Source organism: Mesorhizobium sp. P2_C7 (genome assembly GCF_056404515.1).
Genome location: NZ_JBFUDW010000027.1, coordinates 22,151 through 38,437, shown reverse-complemented (window position 1 = coordinate 38,437; position 16,287 = coordinate 22,151). Strand labels below are relative to the sequence as shown.

Annotated in this window: 15 protein-coding genes; 5 read left to right on the top strand and 10 right to left on the bottom strand. The window is 60.9% G+C overall.

Annotation, left to right across the window (positions count from 1 at the left end):
* Positions 1-274, top strand: a 274-nt coding sequence (locus AC1D2G_RS33555) for a potassium channel family protein (RefSeq protein WP_477419415.1), incomplete at its 5' end; no start/stop codon positions are given.
* Between the two features lie 172 nt (positions 275-446).
* Complete coding sequence (locus AC1D2G_RS33550) at positions 447-1,706, top strand: MFS transporter (RefSeq protein WP_477228334.1); 1,260 nt, start codon at positions 447-449, stop codon at positions 1,704-1,706.
* 609 nt (positions 1,707-2,315) lie between these two features.
* On the opposite strand, the gene AC1D2G_RS33545 is transcribed toward AC1D2G_RS33550, so the two are convergent.
* Positions 2,316-4,013 carry a tetratricopeptide repeat protein gene (locus AC1D2G_RS33545; RefSeq protein ID WP_477228304.1) on the bottom strand — a complete coding sequence of 566 codons (1,698 nt, stop codon included), beginning with the start codon at positions 4,011-4,013 and terminating at the stop codon, positions 2,316-2,318.
* Positions 4,014-4,251: 238 nt separating this feature from the next.
* On the opposite strand from AC1D2G_RS33545, the gene AC1D2G_RS33540 reads away from it, so the two are divergent.
* The 3 genes from AC1D2G_RS33540 to AC1D2G_RS33530 all read left to right on the top strand — a co-directional run bounded on the left by AC1D2G_RS33540 (position 4,252) and on the right by AC1D2G_RS33530 (position 5,585).
* Positions 4,252-4,413, top strand: a complete 162-nt coding sequence (locus AC1D2G_RS33540) for a hypothetical protein (protein ID WP_477228305.1) — start codon at positions 4,252-4,254, stop codon at positions 4,411-4,413.
* 5 nt (positions 4,414-4,418) lie between these two features.
* On the top strand, positions 4,419-5,075 hold the full coding sequence (locus AC1D2G_RS33535; RefSeq protein ID WP_477228306.1) for a response regulator transcription factor: 657 nt from the start codon (positions 4,419-4,421) through the stop codon (positions 5,073-5,075).
* A gap of 150 nt (positions 5,076-5,225) precedes the next feature.
* Positions 5,226-5,585 (top strand): response regulator transcription factor, encoded by a 360-nt coding sequence (locus tag AC1D2G_RS33530; RefSeq protein ID WP_095081975.1) that lies wholly within the window; start codon positions 5,226-5,228, stop codon positions 5,583-5,585.
* Between the two features lie 83 nt (positions 5,586-5,668).
* Here the strand turns inward: AC1D2G_RS33530 and AC1D2G_RS33525 are convergent, their stop codons facing one another.
* The 9 genes from AC1D2G_RS33525 to potE all read right to left on the bottom strand — a co-directional run bounded on the left by AC1D2G_RS33525 (position 5,669) and on the right by potE (position 16,277).
* On the bottom strand, positions 5,669-5,950 hold the full coding sequence (locus AC1D2G_RS33525) for a hypothetical protein (protein ID WP_477398918.1): 282 nt from the start codon (positions 5,948-5,950) through the stop codon (positions 5,669-5,671).
* Between the two features lie 163 nt (positions 5,951-6,113).
* The gene (locus AC1D2G_RS33520) at positions 6,114-7,196 is read right to left on the bottom strand and encodes a cysteine peptidase family C39 domain-containing protein (RefSeq protein ID WP_477398916.1); all 1,083 of its coding nucleotides are present in this window, start codon (positions 7,194-7,196) and stop codon (positions 6,114-6,116) included.
* Between the two features lie 324 nt (positions 7,197-7,520).
* Positions 7,521-8,591 carry an AI-2E family transporter YdiK gene (ydiK, locus tag AC1D2G_RS33515; RefSeq protein WP_477419417.1) on the bottom strand — a complete coding sequence of 357 codons (1,071 nt, stop codon included), beginning with the start codon at positions 8,589-8,591 and terminating at the stop codon, positions 7,521-7,523.
* Between the two features lie 77 nt (positions 8,592-8,668).
* Complete coding sequence (locus AC1D2G_RS33510) at positions 8,669-10,054, bottom strand: amino acid permease (protein WP_477419413.1); 1,386 nt, start codon at positions 10,052-10,054, stop codon at positions 8,669-8,671.
* A 34-nt stretch (positions 10,055-10,088) separates the two neighbouring features.
* Positions 10,089-11,024, bottom strand: coding sequence for a carbamate kinase (arcC, locus tag AC1D2G_RS33505; protein ID WP_477228311.1), 936 nt, complete (start codon positions 11,022-11,024; stop codon positions 10,089-10,091).
* 4 nt (positions 11,025-11,028) lie between these two features.
* Positions 11,029-12,033 carry an ornithine carbamoyltransferase gene (locus tag AC1D2G_RS33500; RefSeq protein WP_095081987.1) on the bottom strand — a complete coding sequence of 335 codons (1,005 nt, stop codon included), beginning with the start codon at positions 12,031-12,033 and terminating at the stop codon, positions 11,029-11,031.
* A gap of 31 nt (positions 12,034-12,064) precedes the next feature.
* A complete protein-coding gene (locus AC1D2G_RS33495) occupies positions 12,065-13,294 on the bottom strand; it encodes an arginine deiminase (protein WP_457152263.1) in 1,230 nt (409 codons plus the stop codon).
* A 662-nt stretch (positions 13,295-13,956) separates the two neighbouring features.
* Complete coding sequence (locus tag AC1D2G_RS33490) at positions 13,957-14,895, bottom strand: amino acid ABC transporter substrate-binding protein (RefSeq protein ID WP_477419411.1); 939 nt, start codon at positions 14,893-14,895, stop codon at positions 13,957-13,959.
* A 38-nt stretch (positions 14,896-14,933) separates the two neighbouring features.
* On the bottom strand, positions 14,934-16,277 hold the full coding sequence (gene potE / locus AC1D2G_RS33485) for a putrescine-ornithine antiporter (protein WP_477419409.1): 1,344 nt from the start codon (positions 16,275-16,277) through the stop codon (positions 14,934-14,936).
* Positions 16,278-16,287 lie beyond the last annotated feature (10 nt).

The window sequence follows — 16,287 nt, the reverse complement described above, 5'->3', positions numbered from 1 at the left end:
GGTCTGGCCCATCCTGTCGGGGATTCACCTGGTCATGGTTGGGTCCGCGCTTATGATCTGGCGCCTAGAGAGTTGGCGGATCGACGAGTCCCTCTACTACACCGTCGTGACAGTGCACACTATCGGCTATGGCGACTTTACGCCCAAACATGTTTCGGCGCGGTTGCTGTCATTGGTGATCGGTTTCGCAGGGATTGTGCTGACTGGGCTCGTTGCGGCTGTCAGCGTGCAGGCTCTGAGGGTGACGGACCGCGATAGCTCAGGATCGGATTAGCCCAGCCATACCTCAAAACCATGCCCTTGAGGTGGCGCGAGGTTCAGGCTGCGTGCTTCTCATAAGACAATAACGTGCCCTCTTTGCGCACTTATGTATAGCTCATGTGTTGACTTTGGGCGGCCGGCGGCCAGTTAGTGTGGGTGCCAAGTCTGTTGAGCCCGATCGGAAGATGCTGGGTTACCTCTTACCTATCGGCTACCGCCCGATCCTGTCGCTTCTTCGCGGCACTGGATTCCTGCTTGCAGCGACAGGGTTGCATGGCTTGCTCTTGCCGTTGCGTGGGCAGGCGGAGGGCTTTTCGACAGCGTCGCTTGGCCTGCTCGGAACTGCCTGGGCGGGCGGCTTCGTCGCCGGCTGCATCTTCGCACCTAGGCTTGTCCGTCGGATCGGGCACGTCCGTGCGTTCGGCACCTTTGCAGCGGCTGGTGCAATCATCGCGCTGCTGACGGGTTTGATAATCGAGCAGTATGTGTGGATCGCTCTGCGCGCCTTCACAGGCTTCGCCATGGCCGGCGCCTATATGGTCATCGAGAGTTGGTTGAACGAGAAGGCGACCAATGACAACCGCGGCCGCGTCTTCGGCCTCTATATGATCGTGTCCTATGTCTCGATCATGGCCGGCCAGATGATTGTCGCCATAGGCAACATCGGGGACGCGTCATTGTTCATGGTCGCGGGGATCTTCTTCTGCCTCGCGTTGATCCCGACGGCGGTATCATCGGCAGTGACACCGCAACCGCTTGAGGATGTCACTCTCGATCTGAAAGGTCTTTATGCTACTTCCCCGATCGCTCTGGTCGGCTGCCTCATGACAGGTATTGCCAACGGAGCCTGGGGGACGCTCGGAGCCGTCTATGGTGCCCGCATCGGAATTGGCAACGCGGGTATTGCACTGATGGCAAGCGTAGTTGTGCTCGCCGGTGCCGCTCTCCAGTTTCCCGCGGGTCGGCTGTCCGACATCACCGACCGCCGCTTTGTGCTGGCGGGCGCGGCGGTCGGAGCGGCCGCATTCGGACTTCTCATCTTCGTACTCCAGCCACGATCGGCGGCACTCGTGATTGTCACCACCGCAGCCTACGGGGGCCTGGCCTACACCCTCTATTCGGTCGCAGTGGCGCATGCAAACGACCACGCCCGCCCGGACGAGTTCGTCAAGGTGTCGAGCGGTCTGCTGTTATTCTATGGGTTCGGCACAATTGTCGGGCCGATGCTGGGAGCCGCGGTGATGACCAAGATGCGACCGGAGAGCCTGTTCCTCGCAACGGCCCTCCCTCACGCAGTGCTCGCCGCATATGCTCTCCTGCGTATCAGCCGCCGCGCTCCGGTATCGCAGGCTGCAAAGGGGGCGTTCAGGACACTGCCGGCCGAACGGGCTGTCACGCCCGAGTCGCTGCGGCTCGATCCACGCACCGTCCCGGCCGCAGAGTGAAACAAAGCATGCGCGGCAGCATAGTTCGGGTCGAGCAGACGCACTGAGCCCGTTTCGCGGACTACGATCAGACTGGCTGTCCGCCTCCTTCAGGCACCAGATGTGGTGGCGGCCTTGCTTGCGTACGGCACCCTCGACCTCCTGTCATCGGGCGATGACAACACGGCGTAGGCGATCAGTGGGGCGATGCTGGCATAGATGCCGGTCTCGGGGGGGCAGTCCGGCGATAGCGGGATAGGCGCGACCGCCAGCCCGCGCGAGCGCGAGATTGTTGGCTGGACTCTTGCGGCTCCTCGGTTGCCGGTGTTTACGAGCCTCTCAGGCTATCGACTGGGCTGGTTGCGTAGCGACGTGTCGGCCGGACTCGCTATGGCAGCCGTGGGGCCTCCTTGTCGTTTCCGAGCAAGTGACATTGGTGGCCGATAAGATGCTGGCAATCGGCGCCATCGGCATCGGGCCAGTTCGGCGCGCTGGTCGCGAAGGTGCAGTGGATGTGCCACCAGCGAGCGGGTAAGGACAGGAGGAAGAACTCATCGCCGCGACGGCGACGAACTCCGAGCCGCAAGGATGTCGTTCGAATGCCGCCGATCCGCGCCCTCGTCACACGGTTCAGTGGCGTGTGACCTCCGTCGAAAGCCCGGCTTCTCGCAATGCTGCCAAGACCTTGTCGGCCAGGTCGGGATTGGCGTTGACGCCGGCCAAGTCGGCCAGAATGCCGCCGCCGCGACAAGGAGCGAGTTCAACAATCCTCTGGACAGCCCGGGCGGCCTCTTCCTTCCGCCCTAGGCGAACGAGGGAGATCGCTCGGGCCACAAAGCCATGCGTCACGTCCGGCATGTCCACATCACGCGCTTCGGCCAGCGCCTCTTCGTAGCGTCCGTTCACGAAATGATAGAGGGACAATCCCACGCAGTTGGCGCCGAGCCGCGACAGTTGTTGTGCGGAGGCCTTCTCGAGCAGTGGAACTCCTTTGCCCCATTCACCCAGCAAGGACCAGATCAGACCCAGATCGGTCATGATGTCTGTCGCGTTGGGGTTGAAGGCGAGGGCCATCTGCATGGCCTTCAGGCTGGCGGGCACGTCCTGAGCAAACCAATAAGCCAGTCCCCGAGCATGATGGCCGCGGCTGGAATCGGGAGCCAGTTGGACCGCCCTATCCGCAAGCTCTATGGCCTGCCGGCGCAGTCCAGAGGGGGACTCCGTGGGTGCGAACCCAAACCGATGCCCATCGGTGTACAGTTGAGACAGGCAGGCGAACGCCTCGGCATAATCCGGGTTGGTGATTGCGGTTCGTTCGAGACACTGACGCACACCTGAAAAGAGGTCCCTCCGGTAGGTCCGCTTGTACTCGTAAAACCTGATGACGCACTCGACAGGACTTAGGGACCGCGGTTCCTTCGCTTGGGCAGCGGCATTGGCTATGCTGCTGATGACGCCGTAGGGTTGTGCCAACGCGCGCACGAGCGAATTCGCCACCTCGTCGCGGATGCTCAGCACGTTCCCGCATTGGAGGTCTCGTTCGAAGCTCTGCCCCCAGAGCACCCGCCCGGTCCGCGCTTGAACTAGAACGGCTTTCACGTTGAGAGAGCCGGCGAAGAGTGCGGTGCTGCCGCTCAGGACAAACTCCCCATTCGCATTGCGGCGTTGCTCACCGGCTGCCGCCGATGCGTAATGCGCGTCCGAAGGCCGTTCAAAGACGGCGATTTCGGGGAAACGAGCTAGACCGATTGTGACCTGTTCGGCAAATCCGCGATTGAAATGCAGGAACATAGATTGATCGCCTTCGGCATCAAATGGCGCCACAAGGATCGTCGACGCGCGCTCCGTTCCAGCCGGTTCGCTGGGGGCATTCGCCTGTGCGTCACCAGCTGACGGTGACCAGAGGGCAGCAGTCTGAAACTCGGGCACATAGCCGCCTTTCGGCATGGCAATCCTGATCGAGCTGTTGTCGCCGCAGGTGAGATAGAAGCGCTCAAGCGATCTGCGCAACCGGCGGGCTTCCATCCGTACCACCGGATCAAGCTGGGGATCGAAGTTGACGTCGCGGCCAAACACTTCGGTCGCGATGTTGTATGCCTTGATGCGCCCTCCCCTGCCTGCCAGCGCTTCTTCGACCACATATGCAAGGAACCGCCGATTGCGCTCTGACGCGTCGAACCGAACGGAATCCACCACGCGGTCCAACTCGCGGTGGATTTCATCGGAGCGCGATGTTGCAGGATCAGCAGTCGCTGCGCCGTCATAGCGGTCCAACGCAGCGGCGGGAGAAGGGGTAGTCAGGCAGCGTATCTCGTCCGCGTCAATCATTTCGACCCTCCACGAAGGCAGAGACCTGCTCATCGACTCTCGACCGTTGACATTCGCGCGAATGGGAGCAAGCTCTAAACTTAGAGCGGGGAGATTGGAATTGTACCGGCGATCAGTGGCCGTCAAGACATTGTCCCTAGGGACAAGTTACAACCAGATAACGCACCGCCGAAAAGAAAGAATGCTTTTCACGTTAATACAAAGTTAGGTAGTGCAATTCTGCCTAAGATAACGGCAAATGGCAATTTTGGCATGGGCACCTTTCGATGAAGCCCTGAGCGACCAAGTTCATGCTGAGAACGCGAGCTGGGCGCTGGTTGTGGGGTTGTCGCTCTTGACTAAGCAGGATCGCGGCGCGGCGTTCTACATCACGCTGCTCGCGAATGCCGGTGCGATGTGAATCCGATGGGCAGCCTAGTTCATATTGTAGACGACGATAGCCTGTTCCGTCATGCAACCGCGCGGCTGCTGCGCCTGCACGGCTACGAGGTTGCCGAATACCCCAGCGCAGACCAGTTTCTGGCGCAGGTTTGCGCCGGGGCGGAAGTTGGCTGCATTCTCCTCGATGTCAGCCTGCCCGGCTTGAGCGGGCCTGCCCTGCAGCGGCGACTGGTCGAGATTGGTTCGCCGTTCCCGATCGTCTTCCTCACGGGTCACGGCGACATTCCGACCACGGTCACGGCGATCAAGTCCGGCGCCGAGGACTTTCTGACCAAGCCGGTGGCGGGTCAGGCCTTGCTCGAAAGCATCGGACGCGCAATCGCGCGGCACGATACAGAGTCCAAGCACCAGCAACGGATGCGAGATGCGCACGCACTGCTGGAAACGTTGACACCGCGCGAGCGCCAGGTGTTCGACTTCATCGTGCGGGGGCGCATGAACAAGCAAACGGCTTACGCTCTCGGCATTACCGAACGGACGATAAAAGCACATCGGCACAGGATATTCGAAAAACTGGGCGCCCGGACGATTACCGACCTCGTCTCGCTCGCCGAACGCTTGGGAATTCTGTCAGAGCAGGCCGACGCCGACCTGAGCTCGTCCGCGAAGTCGCCTGCCTGACGTTTTTGCATTTGCTGTAAGATTTGCGTCCAACATGTCCGACTGGACAATAGCAGCGATCGCGTTCGCCTTGCTATTCTGGATCGAGATCAACCCCGACAACCGAGTTGAGCAGCTACTCTGGATGTCCAATCTGGATGAATAGGGTCCATGCGCATACTGGTCGTCGATGACGATCCCGGTTTTCTCAAGGGAATCGCGAGGCTGCTGAGAGCAAAGGGCTTCGAGGTTACCGGGTATTCCTCCGCCGAGGAATTTCAAGCGTATGCAGACCTGCGCGATGCGGCCTGCCTCATCCTAGACATCCATCTTAGCGGCATCTCGGGAATAGAACTCGCGCTTCAGCAGCGCAGATCAGGTTCCGATGTCCCGGTCATCTTTATCACCGGCAATGGGCATAAGGCGACCCAAGACGCCGCCATGGCTGCAGGCTGCGCAGCCTATCTCGAGAAGCCGTGTCCGGCAAAAACATTGATGGACGCCTTGTCTGCCGCCCTGCAACCTCGCTGAGCCACGCTTGCCTCCCTAGCGCGGTTATGAATGAAGGCATGTGATGAGGCGCGCCCCAGGATGTATGGCATCCGACATCGCCGCTACTCCTTGTTAACCGTCGGCCGTTCTTCGTCACCCAGCAAGCGGCGGATGATCTCGTCTTCGAGTTCGGACACCAGGGTCGTGTATTCGGAAATCTCTGCCGGCCGCCTTGGCTTCGCTTTCTTCAGTCTGGTGAGCGTCGCGCGAGCCAGCCGGTAGTCTTCACACATATCCCGCAAGACCTCGTCCGAGATGCTGCGGGTCTTGATCAACTCCGCCACATCAACGAACCGGACCATCGCGGCCGTCAGCGGCATTGACCTGTTGCTCGGGTCTTTCATTGGTACTTCGCAGACACTCGCATTAGTTTGCCCCTTCGCCTGCAGGATGCACAGCGGCCACAAGTAAGTTACAGTAGCCGGCGCAACGGCCGTGAGGCAGTTGCGCCTTCCATTTCGAAACTCCTGGCGGCTCACCGGAAATACCGCTGCCCGAGCCGCCGGATCACGCGGTTGATGGCACAATCCAACCGCCCATTTTCGCGAGGGCAGCGGCAGAGATCATCTTCTGTTCGGCAACCGTGCCTCCGTGACGGCGCGTCACATCGTTGAACCGCGACTCCCAACGGTTCTCCAACAGAACGACGACTTCGGAATGCCCAGGACGCAGTCGCTCCGCGCGCCGGCGAAGGTCGTCAGCAGACAGACCAAAGTCACCGGCCCCAGCCGCTCGCGCCGCCGCCTTTGCGCTCGTCCGGATTTCTGCCGTGTCGCCGCGCGCTTGGGCTGCAAGCGCTGCGATCAAGGCATTGACCTCGACGACGTCCTCGCCGTCCTCCAGGCGCCCACCTTGCATTCCCGATATCCTGCCCTCGCTGTCCTTTCTCGTAATCGCGAATGCATCCGGGCGAACCAACCCGCCCTCGAACAGCTGTTTCAGTTCGGCGAGGAAATCGAACGGCAGCAGATATCGCGGGAAATGGATGCTTATCAGATCTATGGAACCTAGCTGGCTCAAATCGAGCTTTGACAAGTCGAATTGATCGGTGCCTGGGCGTATAGCCGACTCGTTTCCCTTTATGAATATTGCGACGCGATGCATTTCGGCAGACCTGGCATGCGCGATGCCTCCCATGATCTGATGCCAATGCTCGTCGAATGCCGATCTGGGCACGAAGCCCTTGCCCATCCGTATGTACGGGTCCTGGAAGTAGACGTAGTCGGCGTCGACCGAGAGAACCACAATGTAGTGCCCGCAATCCCACTCGTCGGCCGCCGATTCCGGCGTGTCCTTCTCGCTCCTCCAGACCTGCCCCAACGCGATCACCGGATGACCGGCGGACGTGAACCGCTCCAGATCGTCGAGACTAGAGTTCTCTTTCATCTCGGCATCGAAACCCAGCGCGCGAGCGCCACGAACCAGATCTTGAGGAAAGGTGCCGACCTCGGGATTAGTGCCGAGGAGCCTCATCAGAGCCTCCTCTTCCATCTCCTGGCCCCAATAGCTGAACACCGACTGCAAGGCCGATGCGCCGCAGGAGTACTCGGTCATCTGTCGGGTCTGTTTCAAAAGGCGGAAATGCGACATGACCCGTTGCCTTGTGGGGTGGGCTGCGGCCGTCGCCGGATTATGCTGGCGCTGTAGCCGAGCGCTGAAAGAGCCTGCAGTTTGCTCCGCTATATTGATCGCGGTGTCACCCGCCACGATCAATAAGCAGAAGGTAAGTTACGGTAGCACAAGGCACAGCTGCTGGCCGTCGTTCGGCGGCTCAGATGTTGTCCTCCTCGGTCGAGGTTCTCCGCTCGCTGCCGGCATTTCCCGTCAGGCCCCCGTTTCCATCCGCTGATCTCCCGCGGACGTGCAGGTTGTTGACGAAGACGCTTCTTGCTACATCGCCGCGCTATCGGCGTATCACTGCCTCGCCACGACAGGCGTCGGATCTTCCTGCATCCAGGCGTTCAGCAGGGTATAGGCCACGGCTAGGACGGTAGGGCCTATGAAGATGCCGAGGATGCCGAACGCAATCAGCCCGCCAACCACCCCGGCAAGGATCAGAAGCAAGGGCAAGTCGGCCCCTCTCCGGATCAGGATCGGTCGAATGAACTGGTCGATCGTCATGGCGACAATTGCGAAGAGCAGCAGAACGGTCGCGCCGAGGGTGCTGCCTGAATAGTACATCCAGATTACTGCCGGGATAAGCACCAAGCCTGGACCGAGTTGTATCAGGCAGAGCACGAACATCAGCGCTGTGAGCAGCACCGCGAATGGCAGGCCGACCAGCCGCAGGCCGATGCCGGCTATGATGCTCTGTGCCAAGGCCGTCACAACTACCCCCAGCGCCACACTGCGAATCGCCTGACCCGCCAAATAAATGGCCTTCTCTCCACGATCGCCGGCCAATCGTCGGCCGAAGAGTATCATCGCAGCCGCCGCCTGTTCCCCCTTGGCGTACATTACCGCCGCGATGGCGGCAGTCAGCAGGAATTGCAGGAGCATGCTGCCGAGGCCTCCGGCAGCCGATGCGATCCACTGAGTCAGCGCGCCAGCATAGGGAGTAAGCTTGGGTGCCAGTTCATCCAGGCCAGCCGAAGACAACCTGCCCCATGCCTCGGCGGCCCGAGCCCCAACCACGGGAATTCCGGCCAGCCAATCCGGGGGGGGCGGTACCCGCAGGGACAGCAGCGTGCGCGCCATGTCGCCGATTACATCTATGTTGGTGACGACTGTGCTCACCGCCGCCCAAAGCGGCACGATAAGAACCAGCAGCACCGCCAAGGTCATCACCAATACCGCAATGCCACGGCGGTTGCCGGCGTAGTGCTGCACGCGAAGCAACAATGGCCAGGTCGCGAGAACCAGCGTCGTAGCCCAAAGGAGCGCCGGCAGGAACGGCCGCATGATCCAGATGCTGGTAACAAGCAGACCGCCGATGAACAGCACGGTCAACGTGATCCGCCCAAGGTCCTGATGCCGCGAGGTCACCGCTGGAACGCTGGGCAGCGGCGTAGGGTTGTCCGATTCCAAGAGAGGACCACCGATCGGCATGACTGGAGCCCCTATCAGGCCATCGTGATGGCGCGTCGCCGCTGCCAGACGTACACCGGAATACCGAGCAGCAACAGGACCAAGCCATAGAGGACCGGCTCTGCTCCACAACCATAGAGCGTGAACATGGCGAATACGAACGCCACAAGTTCGACGGCGGTCACGCGCGGGATACGCGCGCCGCCGCTGACACGTGCCGAGACAAGGCTGCCTGCCAAGGCGCAGAAGGCGTAAGGGATGACCGCTGCCATCGTGCTCAAGCCAACGACCAGTGTGTAGAACGCCGAGAAGCCTCCTGACCCGGCAGCCTGAACGAGAACGAGCAGGGTCGCCAACACAGCCGAGACCACGATTCCGATCGCCGGGACATTTCGCGTCGACAGGCTGCCGAAAAGCGGTGGGAACAGCCCGTCGCGCGCCGCCGCCATCGGCACCTGCCCCATCAGCAAGGTCCAGCCATTCAGCGCACCGATCGATGACAGGATCACCGCGATCGCAATCGAGATCGCGCCTGCGCGCCCCCACATCACACGAGCTGCGTCGGAGAACGGAGCGATCGAATGGACGAGTTCCTGCCGCGGCAAGACGCCCATGACCACGATCGTTCCTAACACATAGAGGGTCGCTGCGATTGTGATCCCCAGCACCGTTGAGCGGGGAATCGTGCGCTCCGGGTCGCGGACATCGCCGGCAGGGACAGTGGCCGACTCGAGCCCCAGGAAAGCGAACATTGTCAGCGGCGCAAGCGCCGCGCCTGCTTGCAGGATTGGCATGCCGCTCGGATTGAACTCGCTGAAGTGCGAGGTGTCGACGTAGAGCAGGCCCACCACCGCGACGGCTCCGAACGGCACCAGCTTGGCGTAGGTTGTGACCTGCGACATGAGGCCGGCGGCGCCTACCCCTCGCAGGTTGACGAACACGACAACCCAGATCGCGCCCAAGGTAAGGGCGACGACCATCCCACGACCCCGCAGCATAGGGAACAGGTCGACCACAGCCCCAGCAAGGGCGACGGCGATTACCGGCAGCGAAGCCCAGATCGATATCCAGTAGCCCCACGCGATGAGAAAGCCGGGAAAGTCGCCATAGGCCAGGCGGGTATAGGCGTAAGGTCCGCCCGTCGCCGGAGCCAAACGCGCCAGTCTGGCGAAGGTCAGCCCCAGACAGATTGCCCCTGCGCCCATTACAATCCAGGTCAGGATCGCAAGGTTGCCATAGGGGGCGACGGCAGCGGGCGACAGATAGAAACCCGACCCGACCATGTTACCGACCACAATCGCCGTGCACGCCGCTATCCCGAGGCTTTTGCGGCTTTCCGAATGCGGTGGCAGGCCCTGTTCGGGTGCGGAAACGACTCGCCCGGTGGCGGTTTCGCTTTTGGTCGGATCCAAGGCTTGCATTACCAAGAATTCCAATCTGTTGGGCGGGAGATGCCTAGTGGTAGCTAAGGCCCGTGAAGCCCCCACCGATAATTGTGCCCTTCTCGCCCCGCACGATCGCCTCGATGTCGGCAAGTGCGCCGATGGCTGCCATGTGACCCGTCGCCCTCGCAAATTGACAGGCAGCATCGACCTTCGGACCCATCGAGCCGGCGGGGAACGTGTGCTCCGAAATTGCTTCAGGACTGGCCCTGTGGATCGCCTTGGCCTGCGGCGTGCCCCACCCCAGGAATACCGCCTCCGCGTCGGTCGCCATCACGAGCAGGTCGGCATCAAGTTCGCGGGCAAGGAGCTCCGTACAGAGGTCCTTGTCGATGACCGCCTCGACGCCAACGAGCTTGCGGTCGGAATCGGGCGCGTACATCGTAGGAATGCCGCCACCGCCGGCGCAAATGACGACCGTACCTTGATCCAGCAGCCAGCGTATCGGTCGCATCTCGAAGATGCGCTTCGGTTGCGGCGATGGGACGACGCGGCGCCACATTGTGCCGTCGAGCTTGAACGTCCATCCCTTTTCGGCCTTGATCTGTTGCGCTTGCGCCTCGTCGTAGACAGGGCCGACAAACTTGGTTGGATTCTTGAACCCTGGGTCGTTACCGTCGACCTCGACCATGGTCAGCAGTGTGGCGAATGGTACCTCGAACGGCAGCAGATTGCCGAGCTCCTGTTCGATCATGTAGCCGATCATGCCTTCCGTCTCAGCACCTAAGACATCCAGCGGATAGGCCTCGTCCGCCTTGTAGGCTGCCCCTTGCAATGCGAGCAGGCCAACCTGTGGACCATTGCCATGGCTGATGACCAGCTGGTGTGCGGAGGCAACCGGCGCCATAGCTATAGCCGCGGTACGGATGTTCCTGCGCTGGACTTCCGCCGTCATCGGTTCGCCGCGTTTCAAAAGCGCGTTGCCGCCAAGCGCGATCACGACCCGCATTCGGTCAGTCCCCCAAAGTCGCGACGAGAAGTGCCTTGATCGTGTGCATTCGGTTCTCCGCTTGCTCGAACGCGACGTTGGCTTCCGACTCGAACACGTCGTTGGTAACCTCGAGTCCGTCAGCCATGCCGTAGTTCTCGGCGATTTGCTTGCCAAGGACGGTTTCCGTGTCGTGGAACGCAGGGAGGCAGTGCATGAACTTCACCTGCGGGTTGCCGCTGGCTTTCATCATGGCAGAGTTCACTTGGTAGGGCTTGAGCAGCTTGATACGCTCGCCCCAGACCTCCTTGGACTCGCCCATCGAGACCCAAACGTCCGTATGGATGAAATGCACGTCCTTCACCGCGGCCTTGACGTCCGCAGTGATCGTCAATCTCGCGCCGGATTTCTCAGCCAGCTTCTTGGCGATGCTCGTATATTCATCGGACGGCCAGAGTTCCTTGGGACCGCAGATACGCACATCCATTCCCATCAGGCATCCGACAATCATGAGCGAGTGCCCCATGTTGGAGCGGGTGTCTCCGACGTAAGCGTATTTGATGTCGGTGATCGGCCTGTCGCCATTCTCGCGCATGGTCATGACGTCGGCGAGCATCTGAGTCGGGTGGTATTCGTCGGTCAGCCCGTTGTAGACCGGAACTCCGGCATATCTTGCGAGGTCCTCCACCCCCTTTTGCGCCGATCCCCGATACTCGATCGCGTCGAACATGCGTCCCAACACGCGCGCTGTGTCCTTGAAGGACTCCTTGTGCCCGATCTGGGAGCCGGCCGGATCGAGATAGGTGACGTTGGCGCCCTGATCGTAGCAGGCGACCTCGAAAGAGCAGCGCGTGCGCGTCGAGGTCTTCTCGAAGATCAGGCAGATCTCCTTGCCTCGAAGATGCATCTGCTCGGTGCGGGCATATTTGGCGCGCTTCAGGTCGCGGGCGAGGTCGAGCAGATGCTGAAACTCGCGCGGCGTATAGTCCTGTACCGTCAACAGCGAGCGGTTGCGGAGGTTGAAGCTCATGCGTTCTCTCCCTTGAGAAGTGGTGACCGGTTCAGTCGACAGGGTCACGCCAGACAGGACAGGTCATGCAGTGCCCGCCGCCACGGCCTCGTCCAAGCTCCGCGCCCCGGATGGTGATGACTTCCACGCCGGCCTTTCTCAGAAGCGTGTTGGTGTAGGTGTTGCGGTCGTAGGCAACGACCACCCCAGGCTCGAGGGCGACGACATTATTGCCATCGTCCCATTGCTCGCGTTCGGCCTCAAATGCGTTGCCGCCGGTCGGCACGGAGCGGAGCCGTTTCAAGCCAAGTGCCTCTTGTACGACCGCGAGAAGCGGCTGCTCGTCGCGACGGACTTCGAAATGCCCTTCGTCGTCCAGGGGGTGTATGCTGAAGCACCTGACCTGATTGACGACTTCCTCGAAGATCGTGACCAGATCGCGGTCGCAGAACGTGAACACGGTGTCGAGATGCATCGCTGCCCGGCTCTTGGGCATGAGGCACCCGACGACGCGCGTGGCGGCCTTGTTGCGAAAGAGCTCGAGAGCCAACTGGCCCACGGCCTCATGGGTCGTCCGTTCGCCCAGGCCGACGAGGACGACGCCGTTACCGATCGGCATGACGTCTCCGCCCTCTATCGACGCGCTGGCGAACGACTCGTCGGAGTCGCCCCACCAGATCTTGAAGTCAGCCTCTCGGAACGACGGATGGAATTTGTAGATCGCACGCTGAAGCAGCGTTTCCGGCTTGCGCGCGGGCCAGTACATGGGGTTGCAGGTGACGCCGTTATAAATCCAGCACGACGGGTCGCGCTGGAACAAGGTGTTGGGTATCGGCGGCAGGATGAATTCAACTCCTCCGAAGGCCTCGACCATCATCGCCTTGCCGATCCCGTCAGGCAGGTCGGAGATCGTAATCCCGCCGATGAGGTGCTTGCCAAGTCGCGTCGCCTCAAGCTCGTCCAGCCAAGGCCGCATAAACGAAGCGTTCTGGAAGCCGACCGAATTCGGCGTGATCAGCCTGTCGAGCACGAACCGACGCCCGTCGGCCTGCTCCAAGGTCTCGGCAAGGAGGTCATGCAATTCAAGGACTTCGATCCCCCGCTGCTGCATTTTGAGCACGAAGTCGAAATGATCCTTCTGGGCCTCGTGGACCCAGAGCACGTCATCGAAAAGCAGATCATGGCAGTTCCCCGGCGTCAGGCGTTGATGAGCGAGAGAAGGTTTGCAGACCATGACCGTCCGCAGCTTGCCTACCTCCGAATGCACCCCAACTGTCCTCATGCCCCTCGTCCTTCAAGGTACTGGCGTGGCCCAGCCCGCGATCACGTATGAAGTCCTGCGCCGCGAGACGGCACACGCCACCGGATACTCGTTCTCCCGAACGGCTCGCTGTGTCTGACATCGGACCAAGGAGAACTGGCGCTTGAAGCATTGATTGTCGTCGGCGACGTCGCAATCAAGGATCAGGGAGTAAGTTACCGTAGCGTTCCCTGCCCCTTGCCGGGAGCTCCGGCACCACGTGAGCAGGGGCGAATGATCGCACGCGGGCGATTGGCCACGGATTGCGCTCTGCAGCTGCGCTGCAAGCTGTGAAATGCGCAGGTGTCTTACTCCTCGGACATCCAGCTCTTCACGTCCGACAGTCGGGAGTTCGACACTTGGTTCAACGTAGCCCTGTATTGCCGGTCTGCTGTTGGAATTGGTGATGCCGCGCGACACGTAGTCGGTCGTAAGGCAGCCCCAAAAGAGACGTTGAATGGAACGATATCCTGGGGCATCGGCGCCGGCGGCGTCTCAGGCCCAAGCTCCTCGTCATGAGCGCAGGTTCGCCCTGCAATCAGGATGGCGGCTGCTTTGACTGCGCTATCTCATTTTTTGGCTGGCGACGTGCCGATATGCACCACCTGCTCATCTAGTGCGGTAATATATATTCTACGTGAGAACTATTCTGGCAATGCGCTCTGACGGAAAAAGGCTGTTACCTCGTCATCTGGTGCCCCGAACCATTTCGTGTACAGATCGCGAAACTCCTTTGATGAGAATTGCAGGCTAAGGGATCGATCCACGACCAAGCGAAAATCATCGTCGTTTCGCGCCATCGACAGCGCAATCGGCTGAGAGGTGAATTGCCTGTCGAGAACCATCAAGTCGGCACCTGACGGGTTGCCGGCAGCGGCTTCAACTAGGATCGACCGATCCCCGAAGAACACGTCGCTCGTGCGGTCCAGCACTCGCATCGTGCCGGCATCGTAGCTGTCCACAGGAACTACCTCTGCCGTCAGTTGGAATTCGTTCAACCGCTTCTCAAGCCATGACTGCCCAGTAGTTCCGGAAACGACCGAGAAGGTCTTGTCCTCGAGGATCTGCGCCGGCGAACCACGCCAGATGGGGCCTGATGCCGGCCGGCCAGCGAGGACATCCTGCAGCGCCCGCGGAGCATCCGACCTGAGCATCGCAGCGATCCCACCGGGAAAGATGGGTATGGAAAACGACACCTGCTTCCGTCTTTCCAGCGTGACCTCTGCACCGCATAGGAGATCGATCTTGCCCTGCTCGAGCGTAGCAAAGCGATCTTCGACAGCGACCGGAACCCATTCAACTTTCAGGTCGGCAATGCCAAGCTCTGTTTTGACTTCGTCTGCCACGTTTTGGCAAAGCGTAATCGAATACCCGGTGGGCTTGCCCCCGTCGTCGAACGAGAACGGCCGGGCGTCAGCGCGATAGCCGAATACAAGTTTCCCGGCTTGGCGAACCCGATCGAGGGTCGCGGCTGAAGCCGGGATCGCGTCAAGGAGCGCAAGGGCAACGCCGATGCCCACGGCAAGGAGGCCAAGGGCACCGATACCATGCCGGCGAGCGGCTTTCTGCTGTGCGGCTTGCATGTGTTGTCCTCCTGTCGAGCGCATTGCCATGCCCCAGTTCAGGCTGCCGCTGCACGCGCCGGCGTGCCTGCCTGCCCGCTGAAACGAGGCGCAAGGAAACCCCAAATGATGAAAGCGAGCGCCGTCACCAGCATGCCGCCCATCACCGCCGAGTGGCCCGAGGCGTAGAGTGCATAGGTGCTGTAGAGCATCGCCACCGTCACGATGAACACGTTGAATGCGTACTTCGATCCGGACACGCCTGCCGACTTCATCATGATCACGAGAGCCGATAGCGCTATGATGTATGGCAGCACGTTGGTGACGACCGCCAGGTTCACCAACGCTGCGAACTGTTCGCTTAGTGTCGGTGAGATCGTCATCAGTGCGAGCAGCGATTGCACGACAGCCATCACGATCATGCCGGTAACCGGCGCCCCCATGCGGTTCACCTTGGTGAAGAATGCTGGGAACATCCTTTCGTCGGCCGCCGCCTTGCCGGTCTGGGCGATCGTGAATTGCCAGCCGAGCAGCGAGCCCAGACATGCCATGACGGCCAGAGCCATGATGATCGATCCCACGAACGGGTTGAACATATGCGCATAGGCCAGGCCGAACGGCCCGGTCGACTTGGCTAGTTCCTCGTTCGGCACGATGCCCTGAATCACAGTGGTCGACAAAATGTAGATCGCTGCGGCCCCAAGCGTTCCGAACAGGCATGCCAAAGGCACGTCACGTTTTGGGTTCTCGACCGCGGCGGAGTTCTGGGCGGCAGATTCCATCCCCAGGAAAGCCCAAAGCGTCAGCGCGATGCTGGAGCCCATACCCTCACCCAGGCTCAGCCCGTGCGGATTCCAGGCCGCGCCGAAAGTGCTGGGGCTAAACCAGAACCAGCCGAAGACAGACAGCAGGCCCACCGGGATAATGACGCCCCAAACCGTGATCGACCCGATACGCCCGGTTATGCTTGGGCCGCCGAAGTTGGCAACTGTCGTAAGCCAAAGCAGGAAGATCAGGCTGACACATGTCGCCACCGGCGTCGCCGAAAGCGCGGGCAAGAACGACGACAGGTATCCGACAGCCGATATGCCGATGGCGACGTTTCCGATCGCAAGGGACAGGAAATACAGGATGAAGACGAGGAAGTACCCCGACTTGCCATATGCATCCTCGGCGTATGCCGACATGCCGCCCGGACGCTGATTGAAAAGGCCGGCCTGGGCAAAGCCGTACGCGATTGCCATTGAACCGAGCGCCGTGACAATCCACGACAGCAGGGATATCGCACCGACCTTTGCCATATTGGTTGGCAGCATGATAATGCCGGAGCCCATCATGTTGACCGCCACGATGAAGGTCAGCTGGATCAAATTCATGCGTTTCGGCTGCGGTTCTTGTGGCATGGTGCTCCTC

Excerpts from the sequence above, each read along its gene's own strand:
- AC1D2G_RS33495 (WP_457152263.1), bottom strand. The coding sequence starts at position 13,294 with ATGAGGACAGTTGGGGTGCATTCGGAGGTAGGCAAGCTGCGGACGGTC.
- AC1D2G_RS33520 (WP_477398916.1), bottom strand. The coding sequence starts at position 7,196 with ATGTCGCATTTCCGCCTTTTGAAACAGACCCGACAGATGACCGAGTAC.
- AC1D2G_RS33540 (WP_477228305.1), top strand. The coding sequence starts at position 4,252 with ATGGCAATTTTGGCATGGGCACCTTTCGATGAAGCCCTGAGCGACCAA.
- AC1D2G_RS33510 (WP_477419413.1), bottom strand. The coding sequence starts at position 10,054 with ATGCAAGCCTTGGATCCGACCAAAAGCGAAACCGCCACCGGGCGAGTC.
- potE (WP_477419409.1), bottom strand. The coding sequence starts at position 16,277 with ATGCCACAAGAACCGCAGCCGAAACGCATGAATTTGATCCAGCTGACC.
- AC1D2G_RS33535 (WP_477228306.1), top strand. The coding sequence starts at position 4,419 with ATGGGCAGCCTAGTTCATATTGTAGACGACGATAGCCTGTTCCGTCAT.
- AC1D2G_RS33550 (WP_477228334.1), top strand. The coding sequence starts at position 447 with ATGCTGGGTTACCTCTTACCTATCGGCTACCGCCCGATCCTGTCGCTT.
- AC1D2G_RS33490 (WP_477419411.1), bottom strand. The coding sequence starts at position 14,895 with ATGCAAGCCGCACAGCAGAAAGCCGCTCGCCGGCATGGTATCGGTGCC.
- AC1D2G_RS33530 (WP_095081975.1), top strand. The coding sequence starts at position 5,226 with ATGCGCATACTGGTCGTCGATGACGATCCCGGTTTTCTCAAGGGAATC.
- AC1D2G_RS33545 (WP_477228304.1), bottom strand. The coding sequence starts at position 4,013 with ATGATTGACGCGGACGAGATACGCTGCCTGACTACCCCTTCTCCCGCC.
- AC1D2G_RS33500 (WP_095081987.1), bottom strand. The coding sequence starts at position 12,033 with ATGAGCTTCAACCTCCGCAACCGCTCGCTGTTGACGGTACAGGACTAT.
- arcC (WP_477228311.1), bottom strand. The coding sequence starts at position 11,024 with ATGCGGGTCGTGATCGCGCTTGGCGGCAACGCGCTTTTGAAACGCGGC.
- AC1D2G_RS33525 (WP_477398918.1), bottom strand. The coding sequence starts at position 5,950 with ATGAAAGACCCGAGCAACAGGTCAATGCCGCTGACGGCCGCGATGGTC.